Source organism: Pseudomonas sp. URIL14HWK12:I12 (genome assembly GCF_003097135.1).
Classification (GTDB): Bacteria; Pseudomonadota; Gammaproteobacteria; order Pseudomonadales; family Pseudomonadaceae; genus Aquipseudomonas.
On record NZ_QEQL01000003.1, the window covers coordinates 451,481 to 464,495 of the forward strand.

Annotated in this window: 13 protein-coding genes; 4 read left to right on the forward strand and 9 right to left on the reverse strand. The window is 64.1% G+C overall.

Going from position 1 to position 13,015, the window contains the following annotated elements:
• Positions 1 to 39: 39 nt before the first annotated feature.
• The gene (locus F474_RS12145) at positions 40 to 342 is read left to right on the forward strand and encodes a hypothetical protein (protein ID WP_256577712.1); all 303 of its coding nucleotides are present in this window, start codon (positions 40 to 42) and stop codon (positions 340 to 342) included.
• 73 nt (positions 343 to 415) lie between these two features.
• Positions 416 to 1,177, forward strand: coding sequence for a YdcF family protein (locus tag F474_RS12150; protein WP_097084651.1), 762 nt, complete (start codon positions 416 to 418; stop codon positions 1,175 to 1,177).
• Here the strand turns inward: F474_RS12150 and lnt are convergent.
• The 5 genes from lnt to miaB all read right to left on the reverse strand — a co-directional run bounded on the left by lnt (position 1,171) and on the right by miaB (position 6,461).
• Complete coding sequence (gene lnt / locus F474_RS12155; protein ID WP_097084652.1) at positions 1,171 to 2,697, reverse strand: apolipoprotein N-acyltransferase; 1,527 nt, start codon at positions 2,695 to 2,697, stop codon at positions 1,171 to 1,173. The genes F474_RS12150 and lnt overlap by 7 nt on opposite strands.
• A 14-nt stretch (positions 2,698 to 2,711) precedes the next feature.
• Positions 2,712 to 3,551 carry an HlyC/CorC family transporter gene (locus F474_RS12160; RefSeq protein ID WP_097084653.1) on the reverse strand — a complete coding sequence of 280 codons (840 nt, stop codon included), beginning with the start codon at positions 3,549 to 3,551 and terminating at the stop codon, positions 2,712 to 2,714.
• Positions 3,548 to 4,051, reverse strand: coding sequence for an rRNA maturation RNase YbeY (gene ybeY / locus F474_RS12165; RefSeq protein ID WP_097084654.1), 504 nt, complete (start codon positions 4,049 to 4,051; stop codon positions 3,548 to 3,550). The genes F474_RS12160 and ybeY overlap by 4 nt, the downstream gene beginning before the upstream one ends.
• Positions 4,044 to 5,033: a PhoH family protein gene (locus tag F474_RS12170; RefSeq protein WP_097084655.1), complete on the reverse strand. Its 990-nt coding sequence runs from the start codon at positions 5,031 to 5,033 to the stop codon at positions 4,044 to 4,046. The genes ybeY and F474_RS12170 overlap by 8 nt, the downstream gene beginning before the upstream one ends.
• A 99-nt stretch (positions 5,034 to 5,132) precedes the next feature.
• A complete protein-coding gene (miaB, locus tag F474_RS12175) occupies positions 5,133 to 6,461 on the reverse strand; it encodes a tRNA (N6-isopentenyl adenosine(37)-C2)-methylthiotransferase MiaB (RefSeq protein ID WP_097084656.1) in 1,329 nt (442 codons plus the stop codon).
• A gap of 124 nt (positions 6,462 to 6,585) precedes the next feature.
• Between miaB and F474_RS12180 the strand changes: the two genes are divergently transcribed.
• Positions 6,586 to 6,912, forward strand: a complete 327-nt coding sequence (locus tag F474_RS12180) for a DUF1820 family protein (RefSeq protein ID WP_097084657.1) — start codon at positions 6,586 to 6,588, stop codon at positions 6,910 to 6,912.
• On the opposite strand, the gene F474_RS12185 is transcribed toward F474_RS12180, so the two are convergent.
• The 4 genes from F474_RS12185 to F474_RS12200 form a co-directional block, all read right to left on the reverse strand.
• Positions 6,913 to 7,464, reverse strand: coding sequence for a tetratricopeptide repeat protein (locus F474_RS12185; protein ID WP_097084658.1), 552 nt, complete (start codon positions 7,462 to 7,464; stop codon positions 6,913 to 6,915).
• Between the two features lie 145 nt (positions 7,465 to 7,609).
• Entirely contained in the window at positions 7,610 to 8,890 is a 1,281-nt protein-coding gene (gene hemL, locus F474_RS12190) for a glutamate-1-semialdehyde 2,1-aminomutase (RefSeq protein WP_097084659.1), read from the reverse strand.
• Positions 8,891 to 8,917: 27 nt separating this feature from the next.
• Positions 8,918 to 9,541: a thiamine phosphate synthase gene (gene thiE, locus F474_RS12195; RefSeq protein ID WP_097084660.1), complete on the reverse strand. Its 624-nt coding sequence runs from the start codon at positions 9,539 to 9,541 to the stop codon at positions 8,918 to 8,920.
• Positions 9,542 to 9,563: 22 nt separating this feature from the next.
• The gene (locus F474_RS12200) at positions 9,564 to 10,361 is read right to left on the reverse strand and encodes a hydroxymethylpyrimidine/phosphomethylpyrimidine kinase (RefSeq protein ID WP_097084661.1); all 798 of its coding nucleotides are present in this window, start codon (positions 10,359 to 10,361) and stop codon (positions 9,564 to 9,566) included.
• 222 nt (positions 10,362 to 10,583) lie between these two features.
• On the opposite strand from F474_RS12200, the gene F474_RS12205 reads away from it, so the two are divergent.
• The gene (locus F474_RS12205) at positions 10,584 to 12,971 is read left to right on the forward strand and encodes a hybrid sensor histidine kinase/response regulator (protein WP_097084662.1); all 2,388 of its coding nucleotides are present in this window, start codon (positions 10,584 to 10,586) and stop codon (positions 12,969 to 12,971) included.
• The last annotated feature ends 44 nt before the right edge of the window (positions 12,972 to 13,015 follow it).

A 13,015-nucleotide genomic window follows, 5' to 3' on the forward strand; every position in this document is an offset into this window, starting at 1 on the left:
TCACTGGGGAGTCACTCTTGTCATCAGCGAGGTGAGTGAATGGTGAAAACGCGGACACACATGCCGGAGCCGGCGCTTTGCGAGCGCCTGATCGACCGGCTGGGCCTGGCCCTGGATGCGGTGCGCACCGCGCGCGGCCTTGGAAACGAACCCCCTGCCGAGCTTGAGCTGCGCGGGCTGAGCCATGCCGAACTCGGATGGATCAATGCGTACTTACAGGCCACTGGCACGGCTCTGGCACACGGGCCCACAGAGTGCGCTGAGCGCGACAACGTCGTCTGGCTGCGCCCGGCTTCAAGCGACAGCACCCTTCCGCCCACCCCGGCTCGCCGAGCCAGGTAAGGCCCTCCATGGCGGGCATTGCCCGCCCCTTCCTCACACGCTAGCCTGCCGGCTCCACGAAAGGAGCAGGTCCATGTTCTGGCGTTATGTGATCAAGCAATTGTCGATGCCCCCCGGCTGCCTGCTGGTGCTGATCGGGCTTGCCTTCGCCCTGCGGCGCAGGCGCCCGCGGCTGGCCCTGGCGCTTTTCGTGCTCGGCTTTGGCGGCTTGTGGGCCATGAGCCTGCCTGCGGTAGTGCAGCGCGCGGCGAAGGCGCTCGAAACCGAGCCCGCCGTGGCGCCATCGCAATGGGCTGGCTTGCGCGAGCGGGCTGACGCCATCGTGATATTGGGGGCCGGGCGTGAGCGCGGCGACCCTGCCTGGGGTGGAGAGGACCAGAATACCGCGCTGGCCTTGGAGCGCGTGCGCTATGCCGCGCGCATTGCCAAAGCCAGCGGGCTGCCGGTGCTTGTCAGCGGCGGGCTGCATTACGGCTCACCCCCCAGCGAAGCTTGGCTGATGGCGCAGTCGCTTCAGGACGATTTCGGCGTAGAGGCCCGCTGGCTGGAAGAGCGCAGCCGCACCACGTGGGAAAACGCCGAGTTCTCGGCGCACCTGCTCAAGGCCGAGGGCGTGCATCGGGTGGTGGTGGTCACCCAGGCCTGGCATGCGCCGCGGGCGCGGTGGTGTTTCGAGCAGGCGGGGCTGGAGGTGATCAGTGCGCCGACAGGCTTCGAAGGGATAGCCAACGCCAGGCCCCTGGGCGGATGGCTGCCGGAAGGCAAGGCCTTCTGGCAGAGCACCCAGTTGTTCAACGAGGCATTGGGAAGCCTGGGGTATCGCTGGTTCTACTGAGCCGAGGCGGTCTTGGCCATGCGCGAGGCCAGCAAGGCCCAGCCCAGAATCAGCGTAGCCAGTGCCATCAGCGGCCATGAGCGCCAGCGCAGGTAGGGCGTCAGGCCTTGCATGGGGGTCACCTCGCCATACAGGGTGGCCTGCTCGAACTGCGGAATGCGCTCGGTGATCTGGCCGTAGGGGTTGATCAGCGCTGTGACCCCGTTGTTGGTGGCGCGGATCATCCAGCGGCCGGCTTCCAGCGCACGCATCTGCGCCATTTGCAGGTGCTGCAGAGGGCCTATCGAGGTGCCGAACCAGGTGTCGTTGCTGATGGTCAGCAGCAGATCGCTGCCGGCGGCCATCTCGGCGGCAAAATCGGGGTATACCACCTCGTAGCAGATGAAGGGCGCGATCTCGTAGCCTTTGGCCTGTAGCAGTGGTTGGCCTTCGGGCCCGCGAGCGAAGTCGGACATGGGCAGGTCGAAAAAGGCGATCAGGCCTCGCAACAGCTCTTGCAACGGCACGTACTCACCGAAGGGCACCAGCCGCTGCTTGAGGTAGCTGCCTTCGCCTTCACCCACCACGGTGATGCCATTGAAATAGCGCGGCTGCTTGTGCACTTCCTGGCGGATGGGTACGCCGGTGATCAATGCAGCATGGCGCTCGATGGCGAAGTTGCCCAACATGTCCAGATAGCCCTGGGCCTGGTGGCGGAACACCGGCACGGCGGTTTCGGGCCAGATGATCAGGTCGGTGGGCCGTGCGTCGAAGGTCATGTCGCGGTAGAGCAGCAACTGCGCGTTGACGTGGGCGGGGTCCCATTTCACGCTTTGCCCAACGTTGCCCTGAACCGCCGCGACCGACAGCGGTTTACCCGCCGGTTGGGTCCAGGCGTGGTGCTTGAGTGCAAGCCCTGCTGCCCACGGCCCGGCCAGCAGCAGCACGCCGATGGCCAAAAACGCCGGGCGTTCGCGCAGGCGAGCCAGGTTGCACAGCAAGGCTGCGCTCAACGCCAGGCAAAAGCCGATCAGCCAGACGCCGCCCAACGGGGCCAGGCCCGCCAGCGGGCCACTGAGTTGGCTGTAGCCGCTGTACATCCACGGGAACCCGGTCAGGAACCAGCCGCGGAACACTTCCTGGGCGAACCACAACGCTGCAAAGCCCAAGGCATCGGCCAACGGGGCTTCATTACGGCGCAGCCAGCGGGCCCAGAGCCAGGCCGGCAGGGCGAAGAACCATGCCAGGCATGCCACCAGGCCAAGGGTCAGAAAACCTGCCAGCGCGACCGATGCCTCGCCGTAGGTGTGGATGCTGATGTAGATCCAGCTGGTGCCTGCTCCATACACCCCGAAGCCATAGCACCAGCCGCGCCCTAGCGCCTGGCGCGGGCTGAGCTGGCGCAGGCCGGTATAGGCGATGGCCAGGGCCACCAGTGCCAACGGCCACACATCGTAGGGGGCCAGCGCCAGAGTTGTCAGCGCGCCGGCGATCACCGCCAGCAAGTTGCCCGGCCAACCGGGGCGAGTGATCCAGCGCATGGGGTTCCTTAGTGTCAGCGCGAGGTAGGGGTCAGGCGCAGCAGGTGGATTCGGCGGCTGTCGGCGTTGAGCACGCGAAAGCGCCAGGCGCCGATCTCGATGCTTTCATTGCGCTTGGGCAGGTGGCCGAAGGCGTTCATTACCAGGCCGCCCACGGTGTCGAATTCGTCGTCGGAGAACTCGCTGTCGAAGAACTCGTTGAAGTTATCGATCGGCGTGAGGGCCTTGACCAGGAAGTCGCCGCTGGGCAGCGGTTTGATGTAGCTGTCTTCCTCGACGTCGTGCTCGTCTTCGATTTCGCCGACGATCTGCTCAAGGACGTCTTCGATGGTCACCAAGCCTGCCACGCCGCCGTATTCATCGATGACGATGGCCATGTGGTTGTGGTTTGCGCGGAACTCGCGCAACAGCACGTTCAGGCGTTTCGATTCGGGCACGAAAGTGGCGGGGCGAAGCATGTCGCTCAGGTTGAAGGCGCTGGTGTTGTCCTGAAGGATCAGGGGCAGCAGGTCCTTGGCCAGCAATACGCCCAGCACTTCGTCGTGGCTTTCACCGATGACCGGGTAACGTGAGTGGGCGGCGTCGATCACCGCCGGCAGGAACTCGCGCGGGGTTTGCGAGGCCTTGATACTGATGACCTGCGAACGCGGAACCATGATGTCGCGCACCTGCAGGTCGGCCACCTGGATCGCGCCTTCGACGATGGTCAGTGCTTCGCTGTCCAGCAGCTTGTTCTGGTGCGCTTCACGCAGCAGCTCAAGCAGCTCCTGGCGGTTTTTGGGCTCGTGGGCAAAAGCCTGGGTGATCTTTTCCAGCCAGGACTTCTGCCCGTTGCTCGATCGATCTTCGCTCATAGCGGTTTACTCGTGTTCCTTTCGTGCGTCGGGGTGGGAGTTTCGGTTTCGTCATCGGCGTAAGGGTCCGGATGGCCGAGTTCAGCAAGCAACTGCCGTTCCAGGGCTTCCATTTCCTCGGCTTCGTCGTCTTCGATGTGATCGTAGCCCAGCAGATGCAGGCACCCATGGATGACCAGGTGCGCCCAGTGCGCCTGGCTGGCCTTGCCCTGTTCGCGGGCCTCGCGTTCGACGACGGCCCCGCAGATGACCAGGTCGCCGAGCAGCGGGATGTCCAGCAGTTCGTCTGGCACATCGGCCGGAAAGGACAGCACGTTGGTGGCGTAATCCTTGTGGCGGTAAGTGTGGTTGAGCTCACGGCCTTCGGCTTCGTCCACCAACCGGATGGTCAGTTCGGAGTCGCCCGAGCGGTGGCGCAAGGCAAGCTCGCACCACTGCTGGAAGGCGGCATCATCGGGGGCGCAGGCATCGCTGGCCCGTTGCAGGTCGAGCTCAACCATCCTGGCGCTTGCCTGCCTGCTCGCCATCGTAGCGCTCGTAAGCTTCGACGATGCGCTGCACCAAAGGGTGGCGTACCACGTCCTTGGGCTTGAAGTGGGTGAAACTGATGCCAGGAACATCGGTCAGCACGTCCATCACGTGCGCCAAACCGGACTTGGTACCACGGGGCAAGTCGACCTGGGTGATATCGCCGGTGATGACCGCCGTGGAGCCGAAGCCTATGCGGGTCAGGAACATCTTCATCTGCTCGGTGGTGGTGTTCTGGCTTTCGTCGAGGATGATGAAGCTGTTATTGAGCGTGCGCCCGCGCATGTAGGCCAGGGGCGCGATCTCGATCACCTGGCGCTCGATGAGCTTGGCCACATGCTCGAAGCCGAGCATTTCATAGAGCGCGTCGTAGAGTGGGCGCAGGTAGGGGTCGATCTTCTGCGCCAGGTCACCTGGCAGGAAGCCCAATTTTTCGCCGGCTTCAACGGCCGGGCGCACGAGCAGAATGCGCCGCACCTGCTCGCGCTCCAGCGCATCCACTGCGCAAGCCACGGCCAGGTAGGTCTTGCCGGTACCGGCGGGGCCGATGCCGAAGTTGATGTCGTTGCCCAGGATCGCCTTGACGTACTTCTGCTGGTTGGCGCCCCGTGGCCGGATCATGCCCTTGCGCGTGCGCAGCGACACCGCCACTTCGTTGGCTGCAGGGTTTTCGAGGTCTTCGACCGCCGACTCCTGCAGGAACAGGTGAACGGTATCGGGCGATAGCTCCGAGCCCCGGGTTTCCCGGTAGAGGCGGCGCAACAGCAGCTCGCCGGACTGGGTCATGCCGGGTTCGCCGACCAGTTCGAACTGGTTGCCACGGTTGCGGATTTCAATGCCCAGCCGCTGCTCGATCAGCCGCAGGTGCTCGTCGAGCTGGCCGCACAGGTTTGCGAAGCGTTGGGCTTCGAAGGGTTCGAGGGTGAAGCGATGGGGGGCGATGGGTACGTTCAAGGCTGGGGATGGCCGCTCTCGGGCTTGGAAGATAGGATCAAGGATAACCCCGGATGCCAGAGCGCGAAAGCTGCCGCGCTGCTGGCATCGGTCAGGGGGCTATTGCACGATCGAGCCGCGCAGCGAGTGCGGGTAGGCCTGGTCGATGTGCACCTCGATGAATTGGCCGATGAGTGTCGGGTCGGCGCACTTGAAATTGACGATACGGTTGTTGCCGGTGCGCCCCTGTAGCTCGCCGGGGTCGCGCTTGGAAAAGTCGGTGACCAGGATGCGCTGCACGCTACCGACCATGCGCCGGCTGATCTCGAACCCCTGATGGTTGAGCAGGTGTTGCAACCGCGCCAGGCGCTCCTTCTTGACGTCTTCAGGCGTGTCGTCGGCCAGGTCTGCCGCCGGCGTGCCGGGGCGGCGGCTGTAGACAAAGGAGAAAGAGAAATCCATGTTCACGTCGGCGACCAGCTTAAGGGTCTGCTCGAAGTCCTTTTCGGTTTCGCCAGGAAAGCCAACGATGAAATCGGAGCTGATGCAGATGTCGGGCACGGCAGCCCGAAGTTTGCGCAGCTTGGACTTGTACTCGAGGATGGTGTGGTTGCGTTTCATCGCCGCCAACACGCGATCGGAGCCCGATTGCACCGGCAGGTGAAGGTGCTTGACCAGCTCCGGCACTTCGGCGTGCGCCTGGATCAGGCTGTCGGAAAACTCCAGCGGGTGCGAAGTGGTGTAGCGGATGCGCTCGATACCCTCTACCGCCGCGACCACCCGTATCAGCTCGGCGAGGTCGGCCAGCCGCCCGTCGCTGGTGGTGCCACGGTAACCGTTGACGTTCTGCCCCAGCAGGGTGACTTCACGCACACCGTGCTCAGCCAGGTGGATGACCTCGGCGATGACGTCGTCGAACGGGCGGCTGACTTCCTGGCCACGGGTATAGGGCACCACGCAGAAGGTGCAGTACTTGCTGCAGCCTTCCATCACCGAAACGAACGCGGTGGGGCCGTCGACCCGCGGCTCGGGCAGGTGGTCGAATTTTTCGATCTCGGGGAACGAGATGTCGACTTGCGGCACCTGGGTGGTGCGCACCGCGTCGATCATTTCCGGCAGGCGATGCAGCGTTTGCGGGCCGAACACCACGTCGACGTACGGGGCGCGATCGCGAATAGCCTGGCCTTCCTGGCTGGCCACGCAACCGCCTACGGCGATGACCATCCCCGGCTTGCCTTCCTTGAGCTCGCGCCAGCGGCCCAGTTGAGAGAAAACGCGGTCTTGCGCCCGCTCGCGAATCGAGCACGTGTTGAGCAGGATCACGTCGGCGTCTTCAGCCTTGGCGGTGACTTCCATGGCCTGGTGTTCGCCAAGCAGGTCGATCATGCGCGAGCTGTCGTACTCGTTCATCTGGCAGCCGTGGGTTTCGATATAGAGCTTCTTGGCCATTGCGCGTCATCAGGGTGTTCGAATGAACCGCGCATTATAAAGGGCCGGCGCCCCGGTTCCTAGGGTGGCCCGCTGTATGGCTGTGCTATGCTTCGCGTCCCTTCAACCCAGTGCTACCTGTCCGATGAGCAAACCTGAAACTGCCGTGTACCGTGTGATTTTCCTGAACCAGGGCCAAGTCTTCGAAATGTATGCCCGGCAGATCTTCCAGAGCGATCTGTGGGGGTTCCTCGAAGTGGAAGAGTTCGTGTTCGGCGAGCGCACCCAGATGATCGTCGACCCGTCCGAAGAGAAGCTCAAGGCGCAATTCGAAGGCGTCAAGCGCAGCTTCGTGCCGATGCACTCGATCGTGCGCATCGATGAAGTCGAACGGCTGGGTGTGGCCAAGATCACTGAGGCCAGTGGCAGCAGCAATGTGATGCCTTTTCCGATGCCCGTTCCGAGCAAGTGATCAGGGCAGCGGAGAGAAGGGCGTGCGCCCGCCGTCGGCGGTCTGCAGCTCCATGAGGTATTTGCGGAAAATCTGCCCCAGCACCTGAGTGGCGTTTTCAAGATCCTGCGGGCTCATCTGGGCTGAGACCTCGTCGGCGCTGTCCAGCGCGTCTTCGGCACCATTTACGGCGGCCATCTTCAATACGATATAGGCCTGAACGTTGTTGGCCGGCACCGCCTCGCCGTGAAAGAACATCAACCCCAGGCGGTATTGCGCATCGGCATGGCCTTGCAGCGAAGCTTGCTCGAAGCGGCTCAGCGCCTGTTGCAAATCCTGAGGCACGGCCTTGCCCTCGTAATACAACACGCCCAGTTCATACTGAGCCTGCGCATTGCCCGCATCGGCTTGCCGCTTGCAGGCATCGATCGCCTGGGCAAGGTCGGCCGATTGCGCATCGAGGCTGCAGCGGCCTTGCGCGGGAATCAGCAACGCATTGCCATCCGCCACGGCCAGCAAAGGCTGTACGAGCAAAAGGCAACCGAGTGCGAAGGCGCGGCCGGTGTGGTTCATGAGGGTTGGGGTACCTCTGCGCAGTGGCTAAAAGCCACCTTGGATCTGATTGCATACATTATGAAATAAGCCGGGTACTGCTTACAAAGTGTTTCCCCGGCTTTTTTCCAAAACCGCCTCAAAGGGCAGGCGGCCAAGCATTGATTCAGAGCGCGGCAAAGGCTTTTTCAGCGGCGTCGAGCGTGATCTGCAGCTCTTTTTCCCCGTGGGCGATGGAGGTGAAGCCGGCTTCGAACGCGCTGGGCGCCAAGTACACACCGCCGTCGAGCATCGCGTGGAAGAAACGCTTGAAGCGTTCGGCGTCGCTGGTCATTACGTCGTCGAAGGTGACGATGTCATCGGCGCCGCTGAAGTACAGGCCGAACATCCCGCCCGCCTGGGTGGTCACGAAGGGCACGCCTGCGGCATCGGCACGGTCTTGCAGGCCTTGGAGCATGCGCGTGGTGTAGGCGGTGAGCTCGTCGTGAAAACCGGGGCGGCTGATCAGGTTCAGCGTGGTGAGCCCTGCGGCCATCGCCAGCGGGTTACCTGACAGCGTGCCCGCCTGGTAGACCGGGCCCAGCGGGGCGATGTGCGACATGATCTGGCGCTTTCCACCGAAGCAGCCTACCGGCATGCCGCCGCCGATGATCTTGCCGAAGGTCGACAGGCAGGGCGTAACGCCGTAATGCGCCTGCGCGCCGCCCAGGGCCACGCGAAAGCCCGTCATCACCTCATCGAAGATCAGCACCACACCGTGCTGGTCGCACAGCGCACGCAGCCCCTGGAGGAAACCCGGTGCCGGCGGCACGCAGTTCATGTTGCCGGCCACCGGCTCGACGATGATGCACGCGACGTCCTGGCCGCGCTCGCCCAGCATCTGCTCTACGGCCGCCAGATCGTTGAACGGCAGGGTAAGCGTGTGCTGGGCGAAGGCTGCTGGCACGCCCGGGGAGCTCGGCACCCCCAGTGTCAGGGCGCCGGAGCCTGCCTTGACCAGCAGGCTGTCGGAGTGCCCGTGGTAGCAGCCTTCGAACTTGATGATGCTGTCGCGGCCGGTGTAGCCCCGTGCCAGGCGAATGGCACTCATGGTGGCTTCGGTACCGGAGCTGACCATGCGGACCATCTCCATGGACGGCACCAGTTTGCATACCAGGTCAGCCATGTCGGTTTCCATGGCCGTTGGCGCCCCGTAGGACAAGCCGTGGTCGAGCTGGCGACGCACCGCATCGAGTACATCGGGGTGGCTATGGCCCAGGATCATTGGCCCCCATGAGCCGACGTAATCGACATAACGCTTGTCGTCTTCGTCGACCACATAGGCACCTTCTGCGTGCTTGAAGAACAGTGGTGTGCCGCCCACGCTCTTGAAGGCCCGCACGGGCGAGTTCACACCGCCGGGGATGTGCTTCTGGGCTTTTTCGAACAGGCTCTGCGAACGGGACATGGTATTCACTCTCAAAAAACGTTGGATTCAAAGGCCCAGCAGGGCGTTGAAGGCTCGCGCGCGGCGGGTGACCTCGGTGGCGGTGTCTGCACCGAACAGCCCGCCGACCACGGCCAGCAAGTCGGCCCCGCGCTCGACCAGGTCAGGGGCGTTGGCCAGGGTAATGCCGCCGATCACGCACACTGGCAGCCTGAACCGCTCGCGCGCCTGGTTGACCAGCTCAATCGGTGCCGGGGGCGCCTGCGGCTTGGTGCCCGAGCCGAAGAAGCGACCGAACGCCAAATAGCTTGCCCCTTGTTGCACAGCTTGCTCGGCGAGCTCGAGGCTGGCATGGCAGGTGGCACCAATGGTGGCTTGGGGGCCCAGCAACGAGCGAGCTGCGGACAACGGCCCGTCGCCTTGGCCCAAGTGCACGCCGACGCCCAGGCGTGCGGCCAGCTCCGCGTCATCGTTGATGATCAATTGGCAACGGTAGGGCTCGCAGAGTTTCATCAAAGCGCTGGCTTCACGGAGCCTGCGGGATTCGTCGAAGGACTTGTCGCGGTATTGAAGCAGCACCATGCCACCGTCGAGCGCAGCCTGCACCCAGGTCAGGAAACGGTTGTGCAGCAATTGGCTGTCGGTCACGCCATACAGGCCGCGCAGTGTCATCGGAGCCTCCCGAAGTGGTGGGTCAGTTGCAGTAGTCCAGCGGCAGGCGGCGAGGCACGTACTGCCCGCGGCCGAGCCGCTCGGCGTCGCGCAGGGTGCGCCAGGTGTAGTCCAGGGCGCTGCTTACTGCACTGGCCAGCGCCTCGCCCAGCGCCAGGCGGCCGGCCAGTGCGCTGGCCAGCGTGCAGCCCGAGCCATGGTAGCTGCCCGGCAGCCGCTGGCACATGGAGGTGTGCTGCAGGCCCTCACGGCCATACAGGCGGTTGTGGATCTCGTTTTCTTCGCCGTGGCCGCCGGTAATCAGCAGATGCTGGCAAACCGGCAACAGGCGCTCTGCACACTCATCGGCGCTGCCCTCGGGCAACTCGGCGAGAATGCGGGCCTCCGGGAGGTTCGGCGTGGCGATGGTGGCCAGTGGCAGGAGCTTCTCGCGAATGGCGTAGCCCACTTCATCTTTGCCCAGGCGCCCGCCGCCGCCGGCACGCAGCACCGGGTCGCAGACCACCGGGATGCCGGGGTTGGCCTGGAGGATTTCCACGACGGTGTCGACCATCGCCAGCGAGCCGAGCATGCCGAGCTTGATCGCCGCGACGGGAGAGTCGGCCAGCACCGCATTCGCCTGGGCCAGCACCCACTCGCGGTCAAGCACTCGAAAATCGCTGACGTTGACGGTGTCTTGCACGGTCAGCGCAGTGACAGCTGGCGCAGCATGGCAACCCTGTGCCAGCAGCGCTTCGATATCTGCCTGCAGGCCGGCGCCCCCACTGGGGTCGTGGCCGGAAAGGCAGAGAACTACGGGGCGGGAGCTGTAAATATTCATGGTCGGCGAGCTTACCACCAAACCCTTGCGCTAACCTTGGCGCAGGGCGGGTTTTTTGTTTCTCCTGGCGCTCGCAGGCCTGCGCCGGTCGCCAGCCCGCCGTACATAATGGCTTAAGGCTATGCTAGGATGCCGCGACACTGATTACAGGTCTTGCGCAGCGTCGTCTCACAGGGAAACGGGGGCTCCCGACGCGTCGCGCCCAAGCCAGGTCCAAGCCCAATGCGCTACATCCTCATTCTTCTGCTGGCCTGGCTGCCGTTGATTGCCAAAGCGGTCGATTTCGACGACAGCACCCGCTCTTTGCCCCTGGGCCGCGCGCTCGATGTGCTGGAAGACCCCAGCGGCGATGCCACCATCGATCAGGTCGTGGCCAAGGCGGCCGCCGGGCAGCTGCGCCACAATGCCACCGATGTGATCAACGCAGGCTATTCGACCTCGGCGTGGTGGGTTCGCGTGGCGTTGCGCTACCAGCCGCAATTGGGCGACGGCGGGACCCGCCGCTGGCTATTGGAGCTGGCCTATCCACCGATGGACCACGTCGACCTGTACCTGCCCGATGCCGGCGGGCAGTATCAGCTCACCGAGCGCACCGGCGATGAGCTGCCCTGGGCCAGCCGGCCGATACGGCAGAACAACTACCTGTTCGAATTGCCGTTCTCGCCCGGGCAGGAGCGGGTGGTCTACCTGCGGGTGCAGAGCGAAGGCTCGGTGCAGATCCCGCTCAAGCTGTGGTCACCGATCGCCTACCTCGAAGAGCAGCCGGTGCGCTTGTATGTGCTGGGCATGATCTACGGCGTGCTGCTGGTGATGCTCGTCTACAACTTGTTCATCTACATCAGCGTTCGGGATACCAGTTACCTCTACTACATTCTCTACATTGCTTCGTTCGGGCTGTACCAGGTATCGGTCAACGGCGCAGGGGTGGAGTTCTTCTGGCCCGATAACCCCTGGTGGGCCAACGCCGCTACGCCCTTCCTGATCGGCGCGTCGGGCTTCTTTGGCTGCCAGTTCACTCGAAGCTTCCTGCAGACGGCGCGCTACAGCCGCTGGGGTGATCGCCTGCTCAAACTGCTGATGGCATGGGGCGTGCTGGTCATGGTGCTGGCGCTTTCAGCCGGCTACGGCCTGTCGCTGCGCCTGGCGACCGCCCTGGCATTGAGCTTTACCCTGGTCATCTTCTTCACCGGCGTGGTCGCCTGGGCCCGCGGCTTGCGCCAGGCTCGCTACTTCATGATTGCCTGGACGGCGTTTCTGCTCGGGGGCGTGATCAATACGCTGATGGTGCTGGGCCTGCTGCCGAACCTGTTCATCACCATGTACGCCAGCCAGCTGGGCTCGACCCTTGAGGTCGCGTTGCTGTCGCTGGCGCTGGCCGATCGCATCAACGTGATGCGCGAACAGCAGGCGCGTATCCTGCTCGACGCCGGGCAGAAGCTTGAAGCCATGAACCAGCAGTTGCAGGTGAGTAACCGCCTGAAGGACGAATTTCTTTCAACCCTCACCCATGAGCTGCGAACGCCCATGAACGGGGTGATCGGTTCCCTTGAGTTGATGCAGACCGTGCCGATGGGCACCGAGCTTGCCCAATACCAGGAGACCGCCGCCGGCTCTGCGCGCGACATGATGCGCATGATCGACGACATCCTCATTCTCTCCGAGCTCCAAGCCGGGCGTTTGAAGGTGAGCCAGGAGCCGTTTCGCCTGCAGGCGCTGCTGGAAGGGCTGCAGATGCAGCACCTGGGTGCCGCCCATGACAAGGGCCTGGGGTTCTCGATAAACCTCGGTGACGGCCTGCCCGAACGGGTGCAGGGTGATCCCAGAAAACTCGCCACTGCCCTGAGCTGCCTGCTCGACAATGCGGTGAAGTTCACCCGCCAGGGCGCGGTGGCGTTGAGCGTCACGCGGGTAGGCAGCGACCAGCAGCCGACGCTGCGGTTCTGCGTGGTCGATACCGGCATTGGTTTCGATATCGACAGCCAGGCGCTGTACCAGCGTTTCCAGCAACTGGACGGCTCGATGACGCGTGAGCATGGTGGCCTGGGTATCGGTTTGGCCATCTGCCAGCAGCTGGTGACCCTGATGGGTGGGTGTTTGCGGCATCATTCAGTGCCGGGGCAAGGCAGCCGCTTCGAGGTGGAGCTGCCAGTGGCCGTGGTAGAGGGTGCCCCGGCGCTTGTGCAGGGCGGCACGCTGGATGTGCCAGCAGGGCTGCATGAACCGCAGGCGTTCACGGTGCTGTTGAACGACAACCACAGCGTCGAGCAACTGGTGCTGCGCGGCATGCTGCTGCGCCTGGGTTACCGCATCCGCACGGCGGAAAGTAGCGAGGCTGCACTGACCTTGCTGCGCACCGAGCCGGTGGATGTGGTGGTGCTGGATGAGCCGGTGCCGGCACCCGAGTTGGCCAGGCGCGCACTGGCCCTGCGTGGGGCTGCCGACGTGCTGCTGCTGGCCGTGGGGCCAGCGTTGCAGGCCGCCGAGCGTGAGCAATGCCGCGAAGCCGGGGTGGCGGTGTTCGTCGAACGCCCGACACGCTTCGACGACGTACAGGCGGCCATGCAACGGTTACTGGCCAACCGCACCGTGCGAGTGGCCGCCAGCGTATAGGGCACAAGCGTGCTTCACTGGTAGGGGTCGATTGCCAGAGCGAG

Bases quoted from the DNA above. Each gene is read 5' to 3' on its own strand.
- miaB (WP_097084656.1), bottom strand. From the start codon at position 6,461: ATGGCCAAGAAGCTCTATATCGAAACCCACGGCTGCCAGATGAACGAG.
- lnt (WP_097084652.1), bottom strand. From the start codon at position 2,697: ATGCGCTGGATCACTCGCCCCGGTTGGCCGGGCAACTTGCTGGCGGTG.
- F474_RS12205 (WP_097084662.1), top strand. From the start codon at position 10,584: ATGCGCTACATCCTCATTCTTCTGCTGGCCTGGCTGCCGTTGATTGCC.
- thiE (WP_097084660.1), bottom strand. From the start codon at position 9,541: ATGACACTGCGCGGCCTGTATGGCGTGACCGACAGCCAATTGCTGCAC.
- F474_RS12200 (WP_097084661.1), bottom strand. From the start codon at position 10,361: ATGAATATTTACAGCTCCCGCCCCGTAGTTCTCTGCCTTTCCGGCCAC.
- F474_RS12150 (WP_097084651.1), top strand. From the start codon at position 416: ATGTTCTGGCGTTATGTGATCAAGCAATTGTCGATGCCCCCCGGCTGC.
- hemL (WP_097084659.1), bottom strand. From the start codon at position 8,890: ATGTCCCGTTCGCAGAGCCTGTTCGAAAAAGCCCAGAAGCACATCCCC.
- ybeY (WP_097084654.1), bottom strand. From the start codon at position 4,051: ATGGTTGAGCTCGACCTGCAACGGGCCAGCGATGCCTGCGCCCCCGAT.
- F474_RS12160 (WP_097084653.1), bottom strand. From the start codon at position 3,551: ATGAGCGAAGATCGATCGAGCAACGGGCAGAAGTCCTGGCTGGAAAAG.
- F474_RS12145 (WP_256577712.1), top strand. From the start codon at position 40: ATGGTGAAAACGCGGACACACATGCCGGAGCCGGCGCTTTGCGAGCGC.
- F474_RS12185 (WP_097084658.1), bottom strand. From the start codon at position 7,464: ATGAACCACACCGGCCGCGCCTTCGCACTCGGTTGCCTTTTGCTCGTA.
- F474_RS12180 (WP_097084657.1), top strand. From the start codon at position 6,586: ATGAGCAAACCTGAAACTGCCGTGTACCGTGTGATTTTCCTGAACCAG.